The sequence below is a fragment of the Ketobacter sp. GenoA1 genome, from assembly GCF_003671475.1.
GTDB lineage: Bacteria > Pseudomonadota > Gammaproteobacteria > Pseudomonadales > Ketobacteraceae > Ketobacter.
On the sequence record NZ_RCHM01000043.1, the window covers coordinates 67667 to 93944 of the forward strand.

Sequence of the window (26278 nt, forward strand, 5' to 3'; positions counted from 1 at the left end):
ATGACCATTCAACTGTACAATACGCTGACCCAGCGCAAAGAAGTGTTCACCCCCATTAACCCCGATGAGGTGACCATGTACGTGTGCGGCCCCACCGTGTACAACTTTGTGCACATCGGTAATGCCCGCCCGGTGGTGATCTTCGATATCCTGTTCCGGTTGCTGCAACGGCACTATCCCAGCGTGAAATACGCCCGCAACATTACCGATGTGGATGACAAGATCAACGCAGCAGCCAAGGCCAATGGCGAAACCATCGCAGAACTGAGTGAACGCTATGTCCAGGCCTACAACCAGGATATGGCGCAGCTGAACACGCAGCCACCGACCCTGGCCCCCCGCGCCACCGACAACATTGACGCCATGATCCAGCAGATCCAGGCTTTGATTGAACGTGGCCATGCGTACGAATCGGAAGGCCATGTGCTGTTTCAGGTGAGCACGGATCAAGAATACGGCAAGCTGTCTCACCGTAAACTGGACGAGATGATTGCCGGCGCCAGCGAGCGGGTGGAAGAGGCCTCCTACAAACGGGAGCCCGCTGATTTCGTTTTGTGGAAACCCTCCACCGATGATCTGCCGGGCTGGGACAGCCCCTGGGGCCGCGGCCGCCCCGGCTGGCATATTGAATGTTCCGCCATGATCAACAAGCATCTGGCGAATACCATCGACATACACGGTGGCGGCCAGGACCTGATCTTCCCCCACCATGAAAATGAGATCGCCCAGGGCACTTGCTGCCATGAAAGCGGTACAGAACAGTTCGTGCGCTACTGGATGCACAATGGCTACCTGAATATCGACGGTGAGAAGATGTCGAAATCCCTTGGTAATTTTTTTACCGTACGGGAGCTCTTGGAATTGTGGCCCGGCGAAGTGATTCGCTATGCCCTGCTGACAGCGCACTACCGCAAGCCACTGGACTGGACCAAAGACCTGCTGTCCAGCGCCAAATCCAGCCTGGATCGCCTTTATGGGGCGCTGCGGGATGCGCCAGTGGAAATCGAGCCAAACCTGACGCACCCTGCCCTGACGGAGCTTGAATCCCATTTACAGGATGATCTGGCAACACCTCAGGTGCTGGCGGTATTACACACGCTGGCCGGAGACATCAACAAAGCTAATGGCAAAGAAAAGCGGGCACTGCAGGCGGTTCTGCGCAGCGCAGGTGGTTACGTGGGCCTGCTGGATCAGGATTCAGATGCCTGGTTCAAATGGCAATCCGGCAAGCAGGAATCCGGGTTGAGCGATGCAGACATCGATGCCCTGATTGCTGAACGAGCCCAAGCTAAAAAAGACAAAAACTATGCCCGTGCTGACGAGATTCGCGTAGAACTGAAAAATCAGGGCATCACGCTGGAGGACTCCCGCGAAGGCACCCGCTGGACCCGGGATTGACCCGGGCCGGCACCACTGCTTTCCTGTTATTCCGCTATACTTGCAGCAGTGATCGGCGCAACCACCTCACACCGGCGCATCACACTCGTTGCGAAACGGCAAAGGAAAGCAGACACTCACCAAACGGAAGCGGTTGATTACGTGCAACAGCAAATTGACAACCCAGGGATCCCGACCATCACGGCAGCCAGACTACTGCAGGTGTTCTGTGTCCTTGTGCTGTTGCTTTGCAACGCTGCCATGGGGGACACGATCACTATCTATCATTTCAATCCTGAATCCCACAGCGACCGCAATCTGATTCTTAAAAACACCTTTGATCTTTACTTCCAGGCCCGATACAACATCCAACTGCAACCCGTGGAAGACCAGGGTTCATTTGAACAGCTCATCACCAGTGGCGGCCATAACCTGTTCATAATGTCGCACTGGCGTTATCATCAGCTCGTCAAAGCCCACCCGGACCTGACCCCCAGATTACAGGGCATCAAAGATGGAAAGAACACCTTTCGTAAGTTGTTAATTGGAAAACAACCCCTACCGAAGGGGCGCATGACCATCGCAGTCTCCGGGACAGAACGATATGTTCAGACTCTGCTCCAGCAAATGTCGTTCAATGATTCCACGCTGGGTTCCAAACCGTTTCGCTTACTGAAGGTACCAAAAGACATTGACGCATTGCTGGCAGTCAGTTTCGGCATGGCTGATACCGCTCTGGCGGCTGACAGCAGCTTTGAAAAACTCTCCCTGCTGTATCGTAACGAGTTTCAGCAGCTAGAAATCCTGGGCACAAGCCAGCCACAGCAAAGGTTGGTGGTTGTGGTGCGCAATGAACACCAGCAACAATTACAAACTGCGCTGGAAGCGCTGGAAACCATGGACCAGTCGATCGAAGGCAAGCTGGGCCTGAATCTGTTAGGACTGGACGAATGGACGCAGATCAACTCCACCCAGGCACAAGGGGGGCGACAACGATGACCGTCAACAACCCCATGATAAGCCTGATTATCGCACTCTGGATCGGAAGCTGGATGGCAGGTTGTCAGTCTGTCCATCCCCCGCAATTAACCGGTAATACTCCGGCCAGGGTACTGATTATTAACAGCGACCACAGTGTACCGCGTTATGAAGTTGCGGAATCTGCTTTTATTAAGACATTGCAGCACTCAACCGTTCTGCGGATAAACCTGCAGGATGACAACCTGCCCATAGAAACCGTATTGGATGAACTGCAAGTAACCAAACCGGACATCATCTATTGCATCGGCGCCAAAGCCCTGGGAACCGTTCAATCCATTACCCCAAAAACGCCAGTTGTGTACAGCTCTGTGTTGAGTTGGCGCCAGTTTCTGAATCAGCCCGGCTATTATGGCGTTACCAGCGAAATTGCACCGGCGGCACAGCTGGCCTGGTTCAAACATTTCTTCCCGGAAATAAAACGCATTGGTGTTCTATACAGCCACACTAACAGCGACTTGATACGGGAAGCCCATCATACTGCCGAACAACTGGCCTTAACTCTGATTGATGCGGAAGTGGAGATTGATTCCGCCCGCGCACAAGAAGCAACGCAATTACTGGGCAAGGTGGACGCGTTATGGATACTACCCGACCCGGTTGTACTGGACTCACAGCCACATACCACGGAGCTGTTCGAACTTGCTCAGCAGGCAAAAGTAGCCGTATTTGGCTACCACCCGGTGTTCATGGAATTTGGTGCAACCATGAGTATCAATGCCGACTTGGCCACGACCGGGCGCCAGGCGGCTCTGATTGTTCAGTCAATATTGGAACAACAATCACAAGCATCTGCCATTCAATTTCCAGCAGGGAGCAATATATCACTGAACTTACGCAGGGTTCGGGATTATCAGCTGTATCTCAACCCGGAAGCACTCAATTCGGTGAGTGATTTACTGAACCACTGAACAGAAACCATTAGAGCAACAGCTCCACTGCCAACATCACACTCCGACCGGAAGCTGGATAGTCTGACATTGCATTGCCGTTAACATCCCGTGAAGGATTTTCAAGATCCTCATCCAACGCGTTATAGACCGACACCGTTACTGAGGTGTTGTGCTCTGAATTCAGCCAGGTAAGCGCTACATCAACAGACGTCTGCTCAGGCATGGCACTGCGAATATCACCGGCCTCCCGCTCCAGGGAGCTTTCATATAAAACAGCTGCATACCCCTTCCAGTTGCGTGAAAATCGGTGATTCAGCATGGCATTGGCGCGATGCAGCGGCACTTCAGCAGCGCGCGCATCGGCCGCCACGTTTTCCGGATCCTGATAGGTGTAATTCAGGTTCAGACTGGAACCGGAAACAAAACGCAGCAGATACTCCACTTCCAATCCAGTGACTTTCAACTCCCCCGCGTTTTCCGAATAATTTACAGCGCCGGCTCCCGCCGTGGGAATAATGGCATCTTCAATACTGTTGTAGAAGCCCGTTAATTTGAGGGAACTGGAAGGGCCTAAAACGGTTCTCAAGCTCAATTCAAAAGTATCGATCTCTTCTGGTTCCAGATTGGGATTACCCACCACCGAATTATTGTTGGTGTTATACAGCTCACCAAAGGTTGGCGCCCGAAATGCAGAACCGTAAGAAGCCACCCACTGATAGCGTTCGTTCATTTCCCAACTGACACTGGCCCGAGGATTGAACGTGCTACCGAAATCACTGTAGCGGTCATAACGCGCTCCGGCAATCACTCTCACCCGCTCTGTAGCATCCCATATGTCCTGCACATACCCTGCTGCGATATCCCGCCGATGCTGACCATTCCAGTTCATTGAATCGGACACATTCACCAACCGCCCCGCACCGGAATTGGTCCATAATTCCACGTCATATTGTGTTTGATGCTCTACTGCCACGCCAAACAGAACTTTATGATTACCGGATATCAACGTGTTCCATTGCGCTTCCGCACCACTGCGATCGTGTTTAATGGGGCTACGCAAAAAAAATCCGGGCGTGTATTCCCAAGTATTATCAAATTCAAAATGATCAAAATACACTTTGCTTATGAGATACGACTGGGAAGAGAAGTCACTTTTATAGCTGGCTTCCAAAAAGTACTCCTGGTAATTCTGCAAAGATCCCTCGTTCAATACGCTGAAGGCCCCCAGGTAATCGCCCGCCTCCCGCTCCAGGTAACGCCCTTGAAAACTAAAGTCCCCGTAGCTTCCCTGAACCCCTATTTCATGACGCTGCTGCCAATAGTCTGTCTTACCACTATTGCCCAGTGAATCCTGCTCCACCTCTGATTTCCAGCCATCGGTCTGATACAGGTTCAGGTTTACTGCATAGTTCCAACCCTCTGCCGCTTCACCGTGGGCAACATTCAGTTCACCGGTACCAAAACTGCCTCCGGCCACACTCACCTGAGACCCCGACAGATCTTCTGCCGATTGGGTCACGATGTTAATGACAGCCACGAAAGCATTGGCGCCATACAGGGCCGACCCCGGGCCGCGCACCACCTCAATCGCCTGGATATCCTTAACCGGAACATCATGCCGGCTCAGCAACGCGCCCCCATTGACCAGGTTATTATTGACAGGGTGCCCGTTAATCAGAAAAAGAACTTTCTCGGAAAAATCGGTTTTCACGCCCCTGACTTCCAGTGAGGTAACACCGACATTGATCTGATTTACACCCAAACCGGGCACATGTTTCAGCGCATCCATCAATGAGCGCGCACCCATTTGTTGCAACTGCTGCCTGGTGATCACCGTTACCGTGGAACCACTTTTATCGACTCTTTCCCGGGTTTTAGTGGCGACGGTGACATACTGCTCCGCCTGCAACCACTGAATTTCCTCTTGCAGAGCGGGCAACTGCGCCCCCTCTGCCATTGATACCGAGAGCAGCAAAAAACTGCCTGTCATCCTTTTTGCTGAAGTCATGTTAGGTCCTTTGAATCTAGCTGAACAATTCCCTGGCATCCTCAATGAAGCGATAGCCGCTCAACTCCGGCTGGCCAAATTTTTGCAGCAGCAATTCAAGATACTTAAAAAACATCTGGGGAGTTCGAATCGCATCCACTGCTTTCACCCACATCAAGGAAATCTGCACTGTGTCACCCTTGTCAAATTGACTGCAAATTTCAGAGTTGGTCATTGGTGATCCATCAACCCCCATGGAGCAGATCATATCGGGGCCCAGAATAAAAGCTGCGGGTTGCCCATCCACATCAATGGTTGCCAACAGGCTCTCGTTTACAAAGTAAAGTTTCACGCTCATGCCCTGACCATCGCTGACCGTGATGGTGCCTACATCAAAGCCATCTTCCACCTTGTTGGTGGCAGCGGTGACCGTGCCAACAGACATAATAATGGCATTATCAGAATAGTATTGCGCTATGATCGACTGTACAGCACTCAACGGCTGAGCCGTTGCCATTGCCGTGCCGATCGATTGGGCCAGGCTGAGTGAACCCGGTACAAAAGCGTCCGGACTCTTGATCTGTGCTCCGCTAACCGGCCAGGTCCCTACCGTACCTGCATCCTGCAATTTCGTACTCACAACCTGGCGAACCTGTGCTTCCAGCTCGGTGGCATTGGAGGGGTGCAGGGGAAATTGCTGATCCTCCTCACTCACCACCAGCGTTTCATTGACCGGGAAATTCTGCAAGGCATAGGTGCACATGCTCATTTGTGGCACTGAGCGCCCCGCACCGTCCCCATCCAGCATGGGAATACCATACTGGGCGCAGGCCAGCAGCGGAATCATGGAGTTCATGGCTCCCACTTCGATCGGCAGCACACATTTAAACTGATCTCCAGTCATCGACTGCAACCCTTCGAGAGCATAACCGGGCGAGTTTTTAAAATCCAGATTAGGGGCATCAGGCGCCCCCACCCCGCAGACAACCAGCAGATTATCGGTATCGTCAACCTCACTGCAGGAGATAATCTCCACCTCCGAAGCAAAGGTCATTACGTTTTCAATAACCGCATTGGCCGAAGCAACCCCACCACCACCGCCACTGGCAAGAAAACTGGCACCATTGACGATCAATTCCATATCCGACTTATTAATTGTAGCCATGTCAACCTCATTCTTATTGATTATTGAGCCACCAAGGGCCTTGGGGGACCGGCAATACGCATCAACGCTTCAGGAACAGGCATAACAGTACTGTGTGGGCGAAATCTCGGTGTCACGTCCCTGCGTAGAGATGGGTGCTGCATATCCTTCATCAATAAGTGTAGACAATCATGGCTATCCGTCACGAAGCTTGAAAACATTTAATGCATATCATTTAATCTTTAGCTGATCAGGAACTTAGGCAAGGCTCCGCGGCCAAAGCTTTCGCAGCCCATGGCCTCTCCACAGCGCATAATTTGCAGCAAAACGCGACTTAATGACTATCATTACATACAGGATCACCCGCATTTGAAGGCCACCAGTATACAAAAGGATTTGCGATGAGGCGTATTCGCCCTCACAGTTACACTGTGGTGCTCCACATGGATGGCGACCCGCAACGGTCACATAACAACGTTCATGTGAGGCATTGCCTATGACATCCCGTGGCGGAATACGGAAAAAGTTGGTAACCGTCATGTTGTTGCTGGTGCTTTCAGTATTGGTCCTGCTCTCCTATTGGCAAATAACCGCTCAAAAAGAGTTGCTTCAGGTGGAGCTGCACAAGCAGACCAACCTGTTACTGGAAAATCTCCATAGCCGTGCGTTGTTTCAAGCGGATCAGATGAAACGCAAGGTGGAAGAGGAAATTGCGTCGTTTCGACTGTTTGAACTGACCAGCTCCCTGACCGAGATCACCCGCCAGAACGAAGAGCTGGAGTTTATTATCCTCACCGATCACGATAACAATATCGTGGTCCACACCGCCGATGCCTCCCGCCAGCAAACTGAGTATCACGATGGGGATTATCCAGACCGCCTGATCCTTGAGGTCGATAAAAGCACACCCATGCGACAGGATTGGTCCGATACAAAGGTTGGCCAAGCCCTGCAGAACGCCAAGGCTATACAGTACAAGATGCCTGTGGAAGTGGGTAACCGGCGCTGGGGGCAGCTGATTCTGTCTTACTCCCTGAGCAAACTGCAGACAGAAGTCAATCGGTCAGAACAGGAAAACGCAGCCGTCATCAAAGGCCACACCATCCGCTCACTGATTACAGCCTCCTCCATCCTGCTGATCACCTTTTTGATCATTTCGAGCCTGTCAAAACGCCTTTCAGCCCCCATTATTCGGCTCACTGAAATGACGCATCGCCTTTCCAAAGGGGATTTCTCCGTCGCGACGCAGGTACAGGTGAACGATGATGACGAGGTCGGCGTACTGTCGCGGCAGTTTTCGGAAATGGCCATTAATCTGGAGAAAGCCTACCATGACCTGGAGGAATACAATCTGCTGCTGGAACGCAAGGTCAACGAACGCACCCAGCAACTGAACCTCCGCAATGAAGAGCTGGTAAAGGCCATCAATGACCTGGAGGAAAGCCAGCAACAGCTGGTGCACTCGGAGAAAATGGCAGCACTGGGTCAACTGGTAGCCAGTATCGCCCACGAAATCAATACACCACTGGGCGCCATCCAGGCCTCCGCCGGCAACGCCACCAAATATTACACTGCCTACGCCAATAGCCTGGACATGCTTCTCCACACAAGCCAGCAGCATGATCAGGCGTTGTTCCTGTGGCTGCTGCACAATGCCCGCCCAATGGAATCCCTCACTACCCGGGAGGAACGCGTCGCCAAGCGCAAAGCCATCCAGGTGCTTGATGAACACAACATCCAGCGCTCCGCCGACATCGCCGAGATGCTTATTGATATGGGGCTGTCGCACGAGGTGGAGCAGCTACTGCCGTTTATACAGGGAGACAATTACATCGATGTGATCAAAAGCGCCCATCAGCTCACCGGCATTATGCGCAGCAACCAAACCATCTACAGTGCCACAGCCCGCGCCTCAAAGATCGTGTTTGCCCTGAAGAATTTTGCCCGCCAGGATCAGTTCGGGGAAAAGCAGGAAAGTGACATCAACGAAGGCATCAACACTGTGCTGGTGCTGTACAGTGGCTTGCTCAAGCAGGGTTGTGAAGTGGTGAAGGAGTTTGACGACCTGCCGTTAATCCCCTGCCATGCGGATGAACTTAACCAAGTTTGGACAAATCTTATTCATAATGCTCTGCAGGCCATGGATTATAAAGGCACCCTCACCCTGCGCAGCCGCCTGGATCCCGCCGGAACCTGCCCGCAGATCGTTGTGCAAATCGAGGACACAGGGCATGGCATACCGGCAGACCTGCAACACCGGGTGTGGGAATCCTTTTTCACCACCAAGGAATCGGGTGAGGGCAGCGGACTGGGCCTGGGTATCTGTAAACGGATAATCGAAAAGCACTCCGGGCGCCTGTTTTTCGAAAGTGAGCCCGGCCGCACCGTGTTTACGGTGGTTCTGCCCCTGCAAACCTGACATGAAGCATGGAACGGGTAATATGAAGCCACAACCAAAAGCTGGTTCTGCTATATTAATGACTGATTATGAAGAATCGCCAGACGCTATATTTACCTACCGGATGCGGGAACGTTGGCGTTGAATAAGCCCTATATTATATGTGTTGACGATGATCGAACCATACTCATGAGCTTGAGGGCTCAGTTGCGCCATTGGTATCGGGAAAAGTACATCATCGAAATAGCAGAAAGCGCCGAGGAAGGGCTGGAGCTGATTGAAGAATTGATCGAAGACGGCAAACGGATTCGCGCGGTGATCTCAGACTGGCTGATGCCCGGAATGAAGGGCGATGAGTTTCTGATCCGGGTCCATCAACACTTTCCGGAGCTGACCAAAATCATGCTCACCGGTCACGCGGACCCGGACGCCATCCGCCGTACTGAACAGGAGGCGCACCTGACCTGCTGTATCAACAAACCCTGGACCCAGGAAGATTTCTATGAAGCCCTTCCGCCCGACGAGGGCTGTGCATGACTAAGCCCGTCATCATCTGTGTCGACGATGAGAAAATGGTGCTGACCAGCCTGAAGAGTCAGTTGCAGCATCATTTATCCACCCAATATCAGATCGAGCTGGCGGAAAGCGCCGAAGAAACTCTGGAACTGATCGACGAACTGGTTCACGACGGGCACGACATTCCCCTTATCATTGCAGACTACGTCATGCCCGGCATGTACGGTGATGAACTGCTGGTGAAAGTGAAGGAGCGTTTGCCGGAGACACTGAGCATCATGCTGACCGGACAGGCCACCGCTGATGCGGTGGGGGAAGCCGTTAACCGGGCGGGGCTGTTTCGGTACATATCCAAACCCTGGCACGAAAGCGATTTCTTACTCACAGTACGCGGTGCGCTGGACAGCTACGCGCAAAAACAGGAAATCCAGCGCCGCGGCCGCTTTCGCCAGGTACTGGCCAATGTGATTTCCCTGGCGTTGCAAACCGGCACTCTGAAACAACAGCTTGAGGCCGCACTGACCTCTTTACTGGGGATCCCGGATCTGGACCACGGCAGCGCCGCAGTGTATCTGCTGGACCCGTCCGGAGCACACCTCGATCTGGAGATAGCGCAAGGGCCTCACGGGGATTTCGACACCACCATCTCCGTGGCGGACAACGCCACCTCCATTCTTGAGCACGTCGATGATGTATGCCATTTCTTTCAGCCACTGACCTATCAGGGGCAAACCATGGGCGCACTGGAGTTCAGGCATTCCGATGATCTATCCAAATGCAACGAGCTATCGGAATTATTGACCTCGTTCGCCGAAGCCCTGGCGGGCGTGATCCAGCTCAAGCAATACCACGACACCCTGGAACGCCATAATGCAGAGCTGGAAGAGACCGTTGAACGCCGTACCCAGGACCTGAGGGATGCCCTGGAACAACAGGCGAAGTTGAACAATATATTGCTGGAGGCCAATCGCAAACTGGATTTCTACGCCTCCATGGACGGATTGACGTCGCTGTATAACCGCCGCTTTTTCCTCAAACTGGCTAACTCGGAGGTGGAACGCGCCAAACGCTACTCGCATCCCACCACCTTCATGATGCTGGACCTGGATTTTTTCAAAAATATCAACGACGACTATGGCCACCTCACTGGTGACCACGTACTGGAGCGCGTTGCCCGCCTGCTGGAAGCCGAATCGCGGGAAGCCGATATCATTGGGCGCCTGGGGGGAGAGGAGTTTGCCATTCTGTCCACGGAAAGCACATTGCAACAGGCCAATCAGCTGGCAGAACGAATCCGCGCCCGGGTCAAGAACGAAATCATTGAATTTGACGGCCACCAGATCAGGGTCACCATCAGCATCGGCATTTCCGAAGTGCGGGAAAGCGATGAGCTGATTGAACAGGCCATGAACCGGGCAGACAAAGCGTTGTATCAATCCAAAGGGACTGGCCGCAATCTGGTCTCCATCGCCACGCTTGATAACTAACTCAATTTGTTTTTTTCCCAAATCTGAGTATTGTTAAGGTGCTGCTGCGCCAGCACAGACTTAACATCAGGATACCGCAGGGAAGGAAAACAACATGGACCGTCGGATACACACGCCCATGCGCTTTGTGTTCAAAGCGCATGGGATCGTCACTTTACTCTTAGCGACCCTTCTCTTGGCTGGTTGCAAAGCCCCGCAGATGGTGCAAACCGAATACGGCAAAGTAAAAGGCTCACTGGATCTGGATCAACGCACCATACAATGGCTGGGCATACCCTACGCCCAACCACCACTGGGGGCACTGCGCTGGCAGGCACCCCTGGCGCCTGATCCGTGGGACACCCCGCTGCAGGCCACCGATTACCGCCCGGCTTGCATGCAATTGGGCAGCATGTACGGCCCGGGGCCCGATGGGGTCAGCCAGGATCTGTCCCTGCAGGACACCTTTGATCAACCGGTTGGCAGCGAAGACTGTCTCTATCTCAACATCCAGCGCCCTTTGAATGCCAAACAAGACCTGCCCGTGATCGTGTACCTGCATGGCGGCAGTCACATCTACGGTGCAGGCTCACTTTACGATGGCAGCAGGCTGGTACAGGATGACGTGATCTTTGTCAGCGTCAATTACCGGCTGGGGCTACTGGGCTGGTTGCACCATCCGGCTCTCAAGACAGCCGGCCCCAATCCGGCCAATTCAGGTAATTTCGGTAGCCTCGACCTGCTGCAGGCGCTGACTTTTATACAGAACAACATCGCCGCCTTCGGTGGCGACCCGGACAACATCACATTGATGGGGCAATCTGCCGGCGCCTCCCATGTATTCAGCATGATGGTATCCCCCCTCAACAACAATTTGTTCCAACGCGCCATCCTGCTGAGCCCGGGGCTGCTGAACCAGTCGCTGGACACCGGGTTGGTCTACGCCACAGGCTTGTTACAAACCCTGGTGATCCTCAATGGGTTGGCGCCGGATCCGGATACCGCCGCCACCTTTCTGGCGGATAAGGATGCCACCTGGATTCGTGAATTCCTCTATGGTCAGGATGCCGGTACCCTGCTCAATGCCACCGCATTGGTACCGGAACTGCGTATTGCACCGGCCATCTTTCTGGATGGCGAGGTTCAACCCGGCGATCCCTTTGCTGCCGTAGCCAGCGGCCAGTTTAATAATATGCCCGTGATGATGGGTATTACCAGCGAAGAAGGTAAATTGTTTACCCAGAATGGCATGGTGGTGGACAGCGCCGCCCTGTGGACGCTCATGCTGACCTTCGATGCGGAGGATCCATCTGCCACCCCCATCACCCTGGAAGATATCGTCCAGCCCACCTTGCTTCCTCCAGATCGCCCGCAACAGGGCAGCTGTGGAGAAGAGGACTTCATTGTCGGTGGCTACAACGATTTCGCCAACCGGTGCGGCGCCCTGGCTACCACTGACCTGTTTCAACGCCTGCAGGATACAGCGCTGCTGCCACTGCTGTCCTCACAGCAACAACAGCTTTACGCCTACCAGTGGCGCTGGAATCAGCAACCATTCCCCTGGAATATCATTCACGGTGCCGTTCATGGTGGTGACATCGGGTTTCTGCTGGGTAGTTTCGATGCTGCACTGTTTAACAACGGATACAGCAGCCAAAACCGACCGGGGCGGGAGGATCTGTCCTCTGCCATGCGCACATCACTGGTTCAGTTCGCCCGCACCGGCAACCCCAACCATGATGGATTGGGTGATACCTGGCAAACCTGGTCACCCTTACCCGGTGCCGCCAAGCGCATACTGTTCGATGCGGATGATCAGCAAAAACAGATCAGTATGCAGTATGAATAGTTGCTGGTGTTAAACCAGAAAGACAAAAAAGCCCGCCGTAGCGGGCTTTTTCGGGTGACGGCAAACCCACATTAGGGCTGCGGCAGATAGCCACCGTCAATGCCCTTGGTGACAACCGCCACCGCGTTGTGGGCGTGCAGGCTTTCCAGGTGATTAACCCGCACCCAGAAATCCTGATAAGAGGATTGTTCATTCAACGCAGACTGGATCCTGCGCGCGGCGTCTTCACAGAACATCAGGTTCTGTCCATTAAGCAGGGCGAACTCCTGTTCGTCTTCCCGCTTCACCGCAGTTTGTACCGGAGTTTTTAACCCGTCTTCCACCACATCGATGAGTTCCTCCAACGGGAAGCTGTTGGTATCGTCCGACAGCCGGACCTTAATCTCGGCAATGCTGCGCTGACTATGGGGAGTGGCCACGATGCCCTGCTCCGTTCCCAACCAGCCATACACTTCGTCGGCAGAGATCTGCTTGCCGTTACCAAAATCTTCTCGGAATTGCTTCTGGATCAGTTGCCGGGCCAGGGCCGCTGAACACGGGCAAGTGGAGGAATACGGAATTTCCACTTTCAATTCAAAGTGGAATCCATCCGGATCCTCAGTGGCGATAACCCGGGCCGGATACGCCTTCCAGCCACTGAATTCGCTTTTCAGCGCCGGCCGTCGGGCCAGGAAATCAAAGCGAAAGTCCACAAAAGCCTGATCGCTGAGCCCCTCATGGGATTCCAGAAACCGCGCCAGGACATCACGCAAACCGGCCGCCGTGAGCGTCTGGCTGCATGCCTCATCCAGTAACAAATAAAGACGGGACATGTGAATGCCCTTGGCCTCTGGATTGATCAGGTTCACATAAGCCTGGGCTTTTGCCACGGCATGGGCCACCCCACCATTGCGGGTAGGAATGGACAGAGGTACATCGATTTCGCTCATGCCTACCCAATCCAGCAGGCCCGGGGCCTTTGGCTGAGTCGCAGTGGCGATGTCAGGCATTGATTTACTGCCCATTACTGATAAATCCAAAAATTTCATGGTGTAAGAGGACTCCTCCAAGCATAGGCCCAGATACGCGTCTTGTAACAGCTTGCTGCACTTGGATAATTAACCCATACGGTTTCGCTCATGACAAGCGGCTAAAATGACGCCGGATTTTATAACAAACTGGCGACATTCTGAAATTTACCTGACCATTCCCCTGTCAGGCATAAGGCCTTTGCTTATAAAACCCTTAAAATTCAATATATTGTACAAATTCGTAAAATGCGTTATTGATAGGCAACGAGCGATACCACGATAGACAATTTTGATCAATTAGTGCGAAAAACGCCAAAAATAGTTGACCGTGTTTGTCTACATTAATAACCAAACCACGCCCATCCGGAGCCCACTATGCCACCTGAAACAAACTCTAATCCCTATGACGTGCCCGACTCTCTGGTGGGCGAAACCACCACAGGCCCCGTGGCAGCGGTGTCCCTGCCGGCAGGAAACGGGCTCAATTGGATCTCGGATGCCTGGTCTCTGTTCAAGCAGGCCCCCTGGATGATGATTGGTTTATGGCTGGTACTGATGATCGTGCTCACCGCCGCTAACATGATCCCCTTTGTGGGCCAGATCCTCACCCCGGCCCTGATGGCGGGATTCATGCTGGGTTTGGCGCAACTGGAAAACAAGGGTGTATTGCGGATTGAGACTCTGTTCCAGGGCTTCAAAACCCACGCAGGGCCTTTGCTGGTGTTGGGTGTGATATTCGTGCTCACCGTCCTGCTGGTATCGGTGGTGTTTGGTGTGGCGATTGCCCTGACGCTCACCGCCATGGGTGGCGATTCCGCGGTGGTTGCCATCCTGGGGGCACTGGTACTGCTGATTCTGGGCATCACCTTTATCCTGCTGGTGGTATTTGCCATGTGGTGGGCACCCTGTCTGGTGGTCTTCAATGAGCTGCGCCCGGCTGCCGCCATGAAAACCGCCATCGGCGCCATCTTTCACAACCTTTTGCCATTACTGGTCTACAGCTTGATTCTGGTCCTGCTGTACCTGGCGGTGGTGGTGACCGTGGGATTAGGCATATTTGTTGTCGCCCCACTGGTAATAGTGAGCGCTTACACAAGCTACAAGGATATCTTCCGGCCGGTGTAACGCTCGTTTACACAGGCACAACAAAACTGCTCCGGATTTTGTGGTTCCATTGTCTACCCTAAATGTGAACCACTTATCATTTTGAGATCATGTTCAAAGCAGTCGTTTTTCTCATACTAACCTGGGTTGCCACCACCTCCGTGGCCAACCCCTTGTTCCAGCAAGCCGCTGAGCGCTACCGGATCAAGCCGGCGCTGCTGCATTCCATTGCCGAAATGGAATCCCAAATGCACCCGTGGGCGGTGAACCTCAACTGGGAAGGTTTCAAGCCCCGCAGCAAAGCCGATGCCATCCAGCTGGTGGAAGCCGCCCAGGCCAACCCCTGGCTGTTACGGCTGGATTATCCCGATGAATCCCAGCGCCTTTTCTTCTCCACACAACGGGATGCCCAGGCGGCCCTGGAACAGACCAAACGCAACGCGGCCATGCTGGGCATCAACCGGCCCTCAAACTGGGAGATACGCCTGCTGGACACCCGCAGCGTGGATGTGGGCCTGATGCAGATCAACTGGAAGTTCCATGGCCGCCATTTTGATTCCCTGGCCACCCTGTTCGAGCCCCACAACAACGTAATGTACGCTGCCAAATACCTGAAGACGCTGTTGCATCGCCACGGCAGCACCGAGCAGGCGGTTGCTTTCTACCACAGCAACACCCAGCAATATCAGTCCAAATACCTGAAATTATTTCGACCCATTTATCAAAAACGGCTTTTACTGGCCCGTCGCTGACCGGTTCCTGCCTTATTCACTTAATTTGTTCCGGTTGACTGTCTATATTTAAGAGGTCGCATCCTGCGGGCTGCGACACCGCACCTTTACCTCCAGGGGAACCGGCATGTCCACAGGCACAATTATCACATTCGTTATTATCGCTTTGGTGGTGGTATACGCCATTACCATCTACAACAAACTGGTGGCACTGAAGAACCGCTTCAAGAACGCGTTCTCGCAAATCGATGTACAGCTGCAGCGGCGCTATGACCTGATCCCCAATCTGGTGGAAACCGCCAGAAAATACATGGAGCACGAAAGGGAAACCCTCACTGCGGTCATCGAAGCCCGCAATGAAGCGGCGGCGGCGGCCAAGGCCGCGGCCAGTCATCCGGATGACGGTAAGGCAGTGCGCTCGCTGGGGGGTGCGGAATCCCTGCTCGGCGGCGCCCTGGGGAAGTTTTTTGCGCTGTCAGAAAACTACCCTGACCTGAAAGCCAACACCACCATGAGTCAGTTGATGGAAGAATTGTCTTCCACTGAGAATCGCATTGCGTTCGCCCGCCAGGCCTTCAATGATGCCGTCATGGAATACAACACCTATCGGGAACAATTTCCCAACAGCCTGATTGCCGGTGGCCGTTTCCAAGCCGCTGAACTGTTGGAAATCGAGGATCAGGCAGCACGCAAGGGTGTGAAGGTTTCGTTTAACTGAGCACCATGAGTTTCTATCAGAACCAAGACAACGCCCGCCGTAAAACCGGCCTGCTGCTTTTCTATTTCATCAGCGCAATACTGCTGATCATCGCCGCAGTCAACCTGAGCCTGTATCTGGTGTTGATCCTGTCCAGCGAAATGAACATGCCGTTCTGGCAATGGCTGCAGCATCCCTTTTGCTGGGGAATCGCCGCTGCCACTTTGGCGGCCATCGCAGTGGGCAGCCTGATGCGGCTGGCGCAACTGAGCAAGGGGGGTGTTTCGGTGGCGCTGATGGCCGGTGGCACCCCCCTGGATTCCGCCACACAAGATCCCCGGGAGCGAATGCTGATCAATGTGGTGGAAGAAATGTCCATTGCCTCGGGCACGTCGGTTCCGCGCCTGTTTATCATGCGGGATGAACCGGGTATCAACGCGTTCGTTGCGGGTACCGATACCAGCAACACTGTATTGGCCGTTACCCAGGGCAGCCTGGAAAAACTGACCCGGGACGAACTCCAGGGGGTGATTGGCCATGAGTTTTCCCACATCCTGAACGGTGATATGAAGCTCAACGTGCGCCTGATCGGGATTCTGGCCGGCATTCTTTTTATTGGTCAGATCGGCGAGTTTCTGCTGCGCGGGCAATCCCGCCGTCATTACTATGGGCGCCGCTCCGGCAAAGATGGCAACCAGTTGATTCCCCTTGGGCTGGCCCTGATGCTCATTGGCTACGTCGGCTTGTTCTTCGGCCGCCTGATCAAGGCCGCCATTTCACGGCAACGGGAGTTTTTGGCGGATGCCTCCTCGGTTCAGTTCACCCGCAACCCGGACGGCATCGCCAGCGCGCTCTACGCCATTCAACATTATTCCGGTAACAGCCTGTTGATGGGCGCCCACGCCGAGGATATGAACCACATGTGTTTTGGTGAAACCGTCAAGATGCAGCTCAGCAGCATGCTGGCGACTCACCCACCCATCGAGGATCGAATTCGTGCCATTGACCGGGGCTTGCTGCCCCGCCTGAAGGCGCGTTTTCGCAAACGGGAAGAGCTGCCGCACACCGCCGTGGATGCAACCGCCGCCACCGGCACCCCCGCTACCGCGCAGGCAGCGGCACAGAATTTTGCGGGTAACCCGACCCTTCATGCCACCCCTAAGGCTGTTAAGGAATCAATCGGGGCGCCCAGCCCGGAACATTACGACTATGCCCAGCAACTGCACCAACAGATTCCCCACGCCATCAACGAGCTGGCCCACAGCCTGGATTCTGCCGACGCGGTTCTCTACGCGTTACTGTTACTGGAATCGCCCACCCTGACTTCCCTTCCGGTAGCCCTGCCGCAGTCGGCTCTTGCACTGCGGGAGCAACTGCAGCAGGCAGGCCCGCAAATTCGTTTGCCATTGCTGGACATCTGCCTGGCTACCCTGAAGCAGGCTGAGCCCGCTCAGCGCAACCACATCATCAAACACGCCATTGACCTGATCAAGCTGGATCGCAAGGTAACCCTGTCGGAATTCGTCTACTGCTTTCTGGTGCAGCAAAACCTGAGCGAGATACGCAGGCCTGCCCGCACCATTAAACGCTACCAGCCACTGGAGCCGGCCCTGGCAACGCTGTTCAGCGCCTTAGTGCAGGTAAGCGGCGATGGCAAAGACCGACAGCGGGAGAACTTCAGCAATATAATGCAGTACTACAGCACCACGGATTACAGCAGCGCGTTAGGGCAACCTCCCAGCCCCAAAGGATTGAATCAGGCACTACAGCAGTTGAAACGTCTGGCTCCCCTGCTGAAACAACCGGTGGTGGATGCCTGTGTCGATTGTATCCTGCATGACAACAAAGCCACCCTGAAAGAAATGGAACTGTTGCGGGCCATCTGCGAGGCCCTGGAGTGTCCATTGCCACCCATACTGGTGCACACAGGCTGAAGCAGCCGGCGCTTGGGCCTGCGGGCATTCGGTGTTAGAGTGGCGCCGGCCGGTCACAAGCCGGCAAGCATACCGGCAACCACGAGGGACACCGCCTTGAATACACACGCCTTTTCCACCCTGTCCCTTAAACCTGATTTACTGCATAACCTGGCGGCCCTGGGTTACGAAGCAATGACCCCCATTCAGGCCCAGAGCCTGCCGCCCATCCTTGCCGGCAAGGATGTGATCGCCCAGGGCAAAACCGGCAGCGGTAAAACCGCAGCCTTCAGTCTGGGGTTGCTGCACAACCTGGAGGTAAAACGTTTCCGGGTACAGTCACTGGTCCTGTGTCCCACCCGGGAGCTGGCCGACCAGGTGGCAAAAGAGATTCGCCGACTGGCGCGCACCATTCACAATATCAAAGTACTCACGCTGTGTGGCGGGATGCCCATGGGCCCCCAGATCGGTTCACTTGAACACGGTGCGCACATCATCGTCGGCACCCCCGGCCGAGTAGAAGAACACCTGCGTAAAGGCACTCTGAACCTGGCCCACCTGAACACGTTGGTATTGGATGAGGCGGACCGCATGCTGGATATGGGATTCCAGCCGGCGTTGGATGCGATTGTTGAGCATGTGCCCCAACAACGACAAACCCTGCTCTTCAGCGCCACCTACCCGCCCCAGATACAAACCATCGCCCAGCAAATCATGCAAGCTCCCATCATGGTGAAAGTGGAGTCCACCCATGATGACACCAGCATCCAGCAACGTTTTTTCTGTGTGCAGGATGAAGCCCAGCGTTTGCAGGCATTGCGCCTGATCCTGTTGCAGATCAAGCCTGATACGGCAGTGGTGTTCTGCAACACCAAACGGGAAACCCAGGAGGTGGCCGACGCGTTACATGATTATGGCTTCAGTGCCCTGGCGCTGCATGGAGACCTGGAACAAAAGGAACGGGATCAAACCCTGGTGCGCTTCGCCAACAGAAGCATCCGAGTGTTGGTGGCAACCGATGTGGCAGCACGGGGGCTGGATATAGAAGAGCTGGATGCGGTCATCAACTACCACCTGGCCAGGGACAGCGAAGTACACGTTCACCGCATAGGCCGAACCGGAAGAGCCGGCAGCAACGGACTGGCCTGCACGCTCTACAATGAAAAAGAACGCTATAAAATTGAAAAACTGGGCCATTTTCTGAATCTGGACATCGAGGCCGAACCGCTGCCGCCGCAATACCTGCTGAACGACGCCATTGCGGACGCCCCCATGGCCACCTTGCAAATTGATGGTGGTAAAAAGCAAAAGGTCCGGCCGGGCGACATCCTGGGCGCGCTGACCGGAGACAACGGCATCAACGGCAACCAGGTGGGCAAAATTCAGATCTTCGATAACGCTTCTTATGTGGCGGTACAACGCAAAGTGCTGCGCCAGGCGCTGACAAAGCTCACCCAGGGTAAACTGAAAGGTCGCACCTTCAAGGTACGTCACCTGCGCTAACGGGCATCACCCGTTAAGCGCAATCACCGGTTTACTTGCGCGACGCAGCCCGAGCTCTGGCTGCGCCGTTTTTTGCACCCGGGCTTGTGCCCTGAGCAGCCGGTTTGCTTCGCACTCGCCGGGTGGAAGGCTTCTTTGCAGGAGGCTTGTGCCCGGTGGCAATCTCTGACGAACGCTGACCATCCTTGTGCTCGGATTTGTGCCTGGACTGCTTGGGTTTCCTGGGCTTGTTCGCTTTATTTGGCAAACGGGATTCCGACAATTCATGCACCGGCTCAAAACCAGGAACCGTTTCCCGATCAACAACACGCCGGATCACCCGCTCAATGTCAAACAGCAGCTTGGCTTCATCAGCGCACACCAACGATACCGCCTTGCCACTGGCACCGGCACGACCGGTGCGCCCGATCCGATGCACATAATCTTCAGGCACATTGGGCAGCTCATAATTGACCACCTGGGGTAACTGATCGATGTCCAACCCCCTGGCAGCAATGTCGGTGGCCACCAGAACGCGCACTCCCCCGCGCTTGAACTCCGCCAGCGCCTTGGTGCGGGCTGCCTGGGTTTTATTGCCATGAATGGCCGCAGCGGTGATCCCCTCTGTTTCCAGATGTCGGCTCAACTGATTGGCGCCCCGTTTGGTCTTGGTGAACACCAGCACCTGCTGCCATTGCTGCTTTCGAATCAGTGCAACCAGCAAGTCCGCCTTCTTTTTCTTGTCCACCGGACACACCAGCTGCTCAACCAGGCTGGCGGTGGAATTCGCCGGTGCGACAGAGATCTCCAGCGGATTGTGTACCAATGTTTTTGCCAGTTTACGAATGTCGTCGGAAAAGGTGGCGGAAAACAGGATGGTCTGCCGCTGCTTGGGCAGCACGGCAATAATTCGGCGAATATCATGAATGAAGCCCATGTCCAGCATGCGATCCGCTTCATCCAGCACCAGCACCTCCAGTTGCTTGAACCTCACCGCGTTCTGGTTGTACAGGTCCAGCAGGCGCCCCGGAGTGGCCACCAAGATATCCACCCCTTTACGCAATTTCATCATCTGCGGGTTAATCTTCACACCGCCAAACACCACCGCCGAACGCAACGGCAGATTGGCACCATAGAGGGCCACGTTTTCCGCCACCTGAGCCGCCAGTTCACGGGTAGGGGTCAGTATCAGGCAACGCACCTGATTGGCCTGCGCCCGCTGACCGCTGGACAGGCGTTGCAGAATAGGCAAGGTGAAACCCGCGGTTTTGCCGGTGCCGGTCTGGGCGGCAGCCATCACATCCTTGCCTTCCAGCACCGGCGGAATGGCTTTCAACTGAATGGGAGACGGGGTTTCATAGCCCTGATCGGCCACAGCGCTCAGGATGGGGGCAGACAGGCCCAGTGAAGCAAAACTCATTAGGTGATCCATATAGTGATGGGTGCCGAACGGCGGTGTGGCAGAGTACAGGAACCGTCCACCATATACCATAGTGAGCATAGCCCCTTTCTTTCGATGACGCTGCCCGCGCCGTTAATCGGGGCACCGAAAGGGAAGGTATTCCGCTGCATGCTGCCGATAGCGTTCGATCTCTCTGACTTCGGCCTGCAGAAAGTCGGCAATGGCATTGCGAAACGCTGAATGTGCAATCCAGTGCCAGGACTGGGTCGCCACCGGTTCAAATCCGCGCAACAGTTTGTGCTCCCCCTGGGTACCCGGGTCGAAACGCTGCAACCCCTGTTCGATACAGAACTCAATGCCCTGGTAAAAACAAGCCTCAAAATGCAAACAGTCCACATCCTGTAACGCCCCCCAATGGCGGCCATACAAGGTGGTTCTGTCATAAAAACAAATAGCCGCCGCTATCAGCCGCTGATCACGTATGGCCTGTACCATCATGATCTGCCGCCCAAGATCTCGGCCGATGCGCAGAAAAAAGTCCAGGGTCAGGTAGGGGGTCATACCACGCTCATGATAGGTATTACAATAACAGGCATAAAACTCAATCCAATCCGACTCGCTCAGCTCAGTCCCCAACTTGCGCACCAGACTGACCCCCTGCTCGGCCACCTTGGCGCGCTCCCGACGCATGGACTTACGCTTGCGGGACTTCATCTGCCCGAGGAAATCGTCAAACCCCTGATAGCCCTGGTTGAGCCAGTGGAACTGGGTATCACGCCGCACCAGAGCCTCGTCATCCTGCAGCGGCAGATCCTCCCCCTGAGCGAACAAGAGATGCCAACTGGATGCCATGCCCCCAGCCAACGCCGCTTTAATATAATCTGCCGCACATTGCCAGGCCAGGGCGGCATCTGTACCCGGCTTTACCCACCAACGGGGCCCCAGGCTAGGTGTAAACGGAATCGCAGACACCCATTTCGGATAGTAGGGCAGCCCATGTCGGTGATAGGCATTGGCCCAGCTCTGGTCGAAAACGAATTCCCCCCAGGAGTGGGACTTCTTGTATAACGGCAGATAAAACACCGCCTGATCAGCGGATTCAATCCACAGGTGGGTGGGCTGCCAACCCTGAGACGGGCTCACACAAGCGGTCTCTTCCAATGCCCTCAGAAAAGCAGCATTAAAAAACGGGTTTTGATCCGGCACGCTCAGCGCCTGCTGTATTTCTGCCGGCAAATCCACAAAACGCTGCTCAATGTGTACCCGCATTGATTACCACCTGATCAATTAGCCCCCCATTGTAAAGCGGACATAACAATTTAGTTGATCTTTCCCTCAAACATGGTACTAAATTACAGAAGGAAGAGAATCATCCAAAAACAAAAAGGTAATAAGCACAATGTACGCAGGGATTGCACAACCAGTAGCGGTGTCAGTGGCATCGAGAGGATGGAGTTATGAGCTTATTCCAGAACAAATCGGACTACTTTCTGAAAGGTGAGGACCAGTTGGATGTCTTTCACCTGGGGGCCCATGGCTGCGATGTCATGTTCAGCCGATATGAAGCGGGCACCGAAGTCAACGCCGCCACCAATCCCAATCATTCAAAATGCCTGGTGATTCAGGGCCGACTCAAAGTGCGGTTTCACGACCAAGACTGTTACTACACCACTGGCGACTGGTTCGAAATACCCAGTCACACTGAATACGATATCTCCTACGAATCCGACTGCTCCATTATCGAGTTCTGGTTTGACGCTCCCCGTACTGCCTGAGCGATCCCCGGGGGCCAGCAGCTTGCCTGCGTGGCGCGCACTGCGCTATGCTGCGCCAGCGAGGAGTTCGTCATGGAAAAGCCTTTTTCTCAAGCCTGTGAAAACAACAAGCAACCGATTCTGGCGGTGTTACGTCAGTACCTGACCACACCCGGCAGCTTGCTGGAAGTGGGCAGCGGCACCGGTCAGCACGCTGCCTATCTATCGGCCCAGCTCCCCTATATTCACTGGCAACCCACCGATGTTGCAGAACATCTGCCCGGTATTCAACAATGGTGCCAGGAAGCGGATCAGCCGAACCTGGCAGCGCCCATTGCCTTTGATGTTACCCAGAAAATGCCTTGCCCTGCCCCACACGACCACCTGTTTTCCGCCAACACGCTGCACATTATGAGCTGGGAAGCTGTTGAATCTTTTTTCAACCTGCTGCCAAACCTGGTTAAGCCATCCGGATACGTATTTTTTTATGGCCCGTTCAAGTATCGGGGCCAGTACACCAGCCCCAGCAATGCCGACTTCGATGTCTGGCTAAAACAGCGTGCGCCCCATCAGGGTATTCGCGATTTTGAAGCCATTGCCGAGCTGGCTGACCAAGCAAAGCTGGATCTGCTGGAAGATGTCAGTATGCCTGCCAATAACCAGACTCTGGTATGGAAAAAACGTACGCACAGCTGACGGCGGCGCCCGTAAAACTCTATACTGACCCGCTTAATACCGGTATGCTACCTTGACTATTCATCCGAACAAAAACCATTCAGAGCCAAGCAATTGACAGAACCAACAAGCAACATGACGGAAACCGTTAGTAAAGAAGTACAGCCCACACTGCGTTTTAAAGAACTGAAGCTGGAACCCACCTTACAGCAGGGCATTGATGATCTGGGTTTCGAATTTGCCACCCCCATTCAAGCCCTGTCCCTTCCCCACAGCCTGCAAGGCAAGGACGTCATCGGTAAAGCCCAAACCGGTACCGGTAAAACGGCGGCGTTTCTGATCACCGTTATCAATCGCCTGCTGAAGGAACCGGAACAGGAAGAACGCTACAACGGCGAACCCCGCGCCCTGATCCTTGCGCCCACCCGGGAGCTGGCCATGCAGATTGAAAAAGACGCGCAGACCCTGGTGAAGCACACCCCCCTGAGCCTGCTGAGCATCGTTGGCGGCATGGACTACCAGAAACAACAAAAGCGCCTGCACAATGAAATCATCGACATTGTAGTGGGGACGCCGGGCCGACTGATCGACTTTGTGCGCAAAAAGGATCTTTTTCTCAGCGAAACGGAAATTCTGGTGATCGACGAAGCCGATCGCATGTTGGACATGGGTTTCATTCCCGATGTTAAACGCCTGATTCGGGAAACCCCTTTCAAGGAGTACCGGCAGACCCTGATGTTCAGTGCAACCTTTACCCAGGACATCATGAACCTGTCGTCCAGCTGGACCATCGACGCTCAGCAGCTGGAAGTGGAGTCGGATACCGTCGCTGCCGACACGGTCGACCAAAAAGTCTATATCGTGACCACCGATGAGAAGTTCGCGCTGCTCTACAACCTGATCATGCAGAATCAATTGGAGCGGGTGATGATCTTTGCCAATCGGCGGGATGAAACCCGTGACCTGACGCACAAGCTGCGGGACTATGGCATCAAATGCGCCACCCTGTCCGGGGACGTGCCCCAACATAAACGCATTAAGGTGTTGGAAGGCTTCCGTGAAGGCAATATTCGGGTGATGGTCGCCACCGACGTGGCCGGGCGCGGTATCCACATCGAAGGCATCAGCCATGTGGTCAATTACTCCCTGCCGGAAGACCCTGAAGATTACGTACACCGAATTGGCCGCACCGGACGGGCGGGAAAAACCGGTACCAGCGTCAGTTTCGCCTGTGAAGAGGATGCCTTTCAGTTGCCTGCCATCGAGGAGCTACTGGGCTGCAAACTGGACTGCAGGCAACCGGAACCCGAATTGTTGCAGGCCATACCCGAACCGGAGGTCTCCCCGGAACGGGAACGCCAGCGCCGCAGCCATCAGCACAATCAGCGCCGCAACCGGCGGCCGCCACGCCGCTCCAATAATGGTTGAGCAACGGGGAGCCCCACGGCTCCCGCTCAAACAGGCTTTTCCGCATACACCTTGATGCTCGACACCTTGTTGGCGGCCAACCGGATTCCCGGCTCAACCATCGGTCGCAACAAGTGGCTCGTCAACTGCCCCCGGTTCAAGGTCAACAGTGCCTGCCATAACCCCATGCGAATATTCAACTCATCCTGTGCCAAACCACGCAACATGGATGCATCGTAATCCAGCTGTGAACGTACGCTCACATTCATCAAACCAGAGCCGGCGATAGTCTGCAGATAGCGGTCACGATCCAGTGCTTTCGCCGCTGCCGGGCTCTTCAGCGCCACCAGTCTGCGCAGCCAGCCGGGAAGCGGCGCCATCACCAGATCCGTCAACAGCATCTTGCCACCGGGTTTCAGCACCCTATGTACTTCTGCAAAGACCTGCTCCTTTTCCGGGGACAGACTCACCACACAATTGGAAATCACCCAGTCCACAGAGCTGCTTTCCACCGGCAGTGACTCAATCAACCCCTTGCGTATTTCCGCAATATGATCCAGCCCTGCCGCGGCCACGTTGGCGCGTGCTTTTTCAATCATCGCCCCGGTCATATCCACTCCGATCACCTTGCCGTTTGCACCGACCCGCCTTGCCGCCAGAATCACATCCAGGCCCGCGCCACACCCCAGGTCCAGCACCGAGTCTCCCTCATTGAGTGTTCCCATCGCCAATGGGTTTGCGCAACCAAAGCTGCTGTCTATGGCATCCTGCGGGATTGCCGTCTGATCCTCCTGGTCGTAGCCAAATTCCGTTTCAAGCTGGTGGGCACAAAAGCCGCCGGACTGAGACAACTTGGCTTCATATTCCTGGCGCACCGACTCGCGGTGGCCGAACGTCACATCGGTTTGTTTCATAATGCTGATCTCCTTTCAGTAGATGAACTCGCAGTAAATAAACTTGCAGTGAACAAACCCGGCCCAATATTGTTTTATTGCGCAATTATGCAAATATAATAACAACAGAAGCCGTTAACAGCAGGATGTCACCCCGGTTACCGGACAGCACCGCTCCAGGGCATCGGCACACTGGCGTAATGCCTTGACTACAGAGACGGTATTGAGCCGGTAATATACCTCCCGCCCCTGTTTTTCGGCAGACAGGATACCAGCACGTTTCAGTTGGCTGAGATGACGGGATACCACTGACAGGTCCACCGTGCAATCTTCCGCCACTTGGGACACCGTGCAGGGGTTCGGGGAGCTTGCCAACCGCAACAGGACCTGAATACGGGAAGGGTCCGACAGCGCTTTAAAAAAGTCCGTTCCCAATTCATCGACGATGGCATTCAACTCAGACATAAGTACTCTTCCGATAACAACAATCCAAGCATGCATACACTTGCACAATTATGCAAGCATTTTGTGCCGACCCACAA

The 26278-nt window shown here is 54.5% G+C and carries 22 protein-coding genes; 15 read left to right on the top strand and 7 right to left on the bottom strand.

The features are described from left to right. From cysS to D9N13_RS18880, 3 genes are all read left to right on the top strand, one after another. Window positions 1–1398: a cysteine--tRNA ligase gene (cysS, locus tag D9N13_RS18870; RefSeq protein WP_290593226.1), complete on the top strand. Its 1398-nt coding sequence runs from the start codon at window positions 1–3 to the stop codon at window positions 1396–1398. A gap of 141 nt (window positions 1399–1539) precedes the next feature. Next, window positions 1540–2376 (top strand): PhnD/SsuA/transferrin family substrate-binding protein, encoded by an 837-nt coding sequence (locus D9N13_RS18875; protein WP_290593227.1) that lies wholly within the window; start codon window positions 1540–1542, stop codon window positions 2374–2376. Then, window positions 2373–3326 carry an ABC transporter substrate-binding protein gene (locus D9N13_RS18880; RefSeq protein WP_290593228.1) on the top strand — a complete coding sequence of 318 codons (954 nt, stop codon included), beginning with the start codon at window positions 2373–2375 and terminating at the stop codon, window positions 3324–3326. The genes D9N13_RS18875 and D9N13_RS18880 overlap by 4 nt, the downstream gene beginning before the upstream one ends. A 10-nt stretch (window positions 3327–3336) precedes the next feature. Here the strand turns inward: D9N13_RS18880 and D9N13_RS18885 are convergent, their stop codons facing one another. After that, a complete protein-coding gene (locus D9N13_RS18885) occupies window positions 3337–5316 on the bottom strand; it encodes a TonB-dependent receptor plug domain-containing protein (protein WP_290593230.1) in 1980 nt (659 codons plus the stop codon). Window positions 5317–5332: 16 nt separating this feature from the next. Next, window positions 5333–6460 (bottom strand): DUF917 domain-containing protein, encoded by a 1128-nt coding sequence (locus D9N13_RS18890; protein ID WP_290593232.1) that lies wholly within the window; start codon window positions 6458–6460, stop codon window positions 5333–5335. Window positions 6461–6935: 475 nt separating this feature from the next. On the opposite strand from D9N13_RS18890, the gene D9N13_RS18895 reads away from it, so the two are divergent. The 4 genes from D9N13_RS18895 to D9N13_RS18910 all read left to right on the top strand — a co-directional run bounded on the left by D9N13_RS18895 (window position 6936) and on the right by D9N13_RS18910 (window position 12668). After that, a complete protein-coding gene (locus D9N13_RS18895; RefSeq protein WP_290593234.1) occupies window positions 6936–8858 on the top strand; it encodes an ATP-binding protein in 1923 nt (640 codons plus the stop codon). Window positions 8859–8978: 120 nt separating this feature from the next. Continuing rightward, a complete protein-coding gene (locus D9N13_RS18900; protein WP_290593237.1) occupies window positions 8979–9374 on the top strand; it encodes a response regulator in 396 nt (131 codons plus the stop codon). Further along, complete coding sequence (locus tag D9N13_RS18905) at window positions 9371–10840, top strand: diguanylate cyclase (RefSeq protein ID WP_290593239.1); 1470 nt, start codon at window positions 9371–9373, stop codon at window positions 10838–10840. The genes D9N13_RS18900 and D9N13_RS18905 overlap by 4 nt, the downstream gene beginning before the upstream one ends. A 94-nt stretch (window positions 10841–10934) precedes the next feature. After that, entirely contained in the window at window positions 10935–12668 is a 1734-nt protein-coding gene (locus D9N13_RS18910; protein WP_290593241.1) for a carboxylesterase/lipase family protein, read from the top strand. A gap of 71 nt (window positions 12669–12739) precedes the next feature. On the opposite strand, the gene folE2 is transcribed toward D9N13_RS18910, so the two are convergent. Then, a complete protein-coding gene (folE2, locus tag D9N13_RS18915; RefSeq protein ID WP_317622536.1) occupies window positions 12740–13672 on the bottom strand; it encodes a GTP cyclohydrolase FolE2 in 933 nt (310 codons plus the stop codon). Between the two features lie 381 nt (window positions 13673–14053). Here folE2 and D9N13_RS18920 point away from each other — a divergent pair, with 381 nt between their 5' ends. The 5 genes from D9N13_RS18920 (at window position 14054) to dbpA (ending at window position 19626) form a co-directional block, all read left to right on the top strand. Beyond that, window positions 14054–14803, top strand: coding sequence for a BPSS1780 family membrane protein (locus tag D9N13_RS18920; RefSeq protein WP_290593245.1), 750 nt, complete (start codon window positions 14054–14056; stop codon window positions 14801–14803). An 89-nt stretch (window positions 14804–14892) separates the two neighbouring features. Then, window positions 14893–15534 (top strand): transglycosylase SLT domain-containing protein, encoded by a 642-nt coding sequence (locus tag D9N13_RS18925; RefSeq protein WP_290593247.1) that lies wholly within the window; start codon window positions 14893–14895, stop codon window positions 15532–15534. Between the two features lie 106 nt (window positions 15535–15640). Continuing rightward, entirely contained in the window at window positions 15641–16231 is a 591-nt protein-coding gene (locus D9N13_RS18930) for a LemA family protein (protein ID WP_290593249.1), read from the top strand. Between the two features lie 5 nt (window positions 16232–16236). Further along, window positions 16237–18144, top strand: coding sequence for a M48 family metallopeptidase (locus D9N13_RS18935; protein WP_290593251.1), 1908 nt, complete (start codon window positions 16237–16239; stop codon window positions 18142–18144). Window positions 18145–18240: 96 nt separating this feature from the next. After that, entirely contained in the window at window positions 18241–19626 is a 1386-nt protein-coding gene (gene dbpA / locus D9N13_RS18940; RefSeq protein WP_290593253.1) for an ATP-dependent RNA helicase DbpA, read from the top strand. A gap of 31 nt (window positions 19627–19657) precedes the next feature. Here the strand turns inward: dbpA and D9N13_RS18945 are convergent, their stop codons facing one another. Then, the gene (locus tag D9N13_RS18945) at window positions 19658–21025 is read right to left on the bottom strand and encodes a DEAD/DEAH box helicase (RefSeq protein ID WP_290593387.1); all 1368 of its coding nucleotides are present in this window, start codon (window positions 21023–21025) and stop codon (window positions 19658–19660) included. A 114-nt stretch (window positions 21026–21139) separates the two neighbouring features. After that, complete coding sequence (locus D9N13_RS18950) at window positions 21140–22276, bottom strand: GNAT family N-acetyltransferase (RefSeq protein WP_290593254.1); 1137 nt, start codon at window positions 22274–22276, stop codon at window positions 21140–21142. A gap of 188 nt (window positions 22277–22464) precedes the next feature. Here D9N13_RS18950 and D9N13_RS18955 point away from each other — a divergent pair, with 188 nt between their 5' ends. The 3 genes from D9N13_RS18955 to rhlB all read left to right on the top strand — a co-directional run bounded on the left by D9N13_RS18955 (window position 22465) and on the right by rhlB (window position 24864). Beyond that, on the top strand, window positions 22465–22782 hold the full coding sequence (locus D9N13_RS18955; protein WP_290593256.1) for a hypothetical protein: 318 nt from the start codon (window positions 22465–22467) through the stop codon (window positions 22780–22782). 72 nt (window positions 22783–22854) lie between these two features. After that, window positions 22855–23457: a DUF938 domain-containing protein gene (locus D9N13_RS18960; protein WP_290593258.1), complete on the top strand. Its 603-nt coding sequence runs from the start codon at window positions 22855–22857 to the stop codon at window positions 23455–23457. 114 nt (window positions 23458–23571) lie between these two features. Continuing rightward, a complete protein-coding gene (gene rhlB, locus D9N13_RS18965) occupies window positions 23572–24864 on the top strand; it encodes an ATP-dependent RNA helicase RhlB (RefSeq protein WP_290593260.1) in 1293 nt (430 codons plus the stop codon). 26 nt (window positions 24865–24890) lie between these two features. Here rhlB and D9N13_RS18970 read toward each other — a convergent pair whose 3' ends face one another. Both D9N13_RS18970 and D9N13_RS18975 read right to left on the bottom strand, forming a co-directional pair. Continuing rightward, the gene (locus D9N13_RS18970; protein WP_290593262.1) at window positions 24891–25757 is read right to left on the bottom strand and encodes a methyltransferase domain-containing protein; all 867 of its coding nucleotides are present in this window, start codon (window positions 25755–25757) and stop codon (window positions 24891–24893) included. A gap of 114 nt (window positions 25758–25871) precedes the next feature. After that, window positions 25872–26201: an ArsR/SmtB family transcription factor gene (locus D9N13_RS18975; RefSeq protein ID WP_290593264.1), complete on the bottom strand. Its 330-nt coding sequence runs from the start codon at window positions 26199–26201 to the stop codon at window positions 25872–25874. Window positions 26202–26278 lie beyond the last annotated feature (77 nt).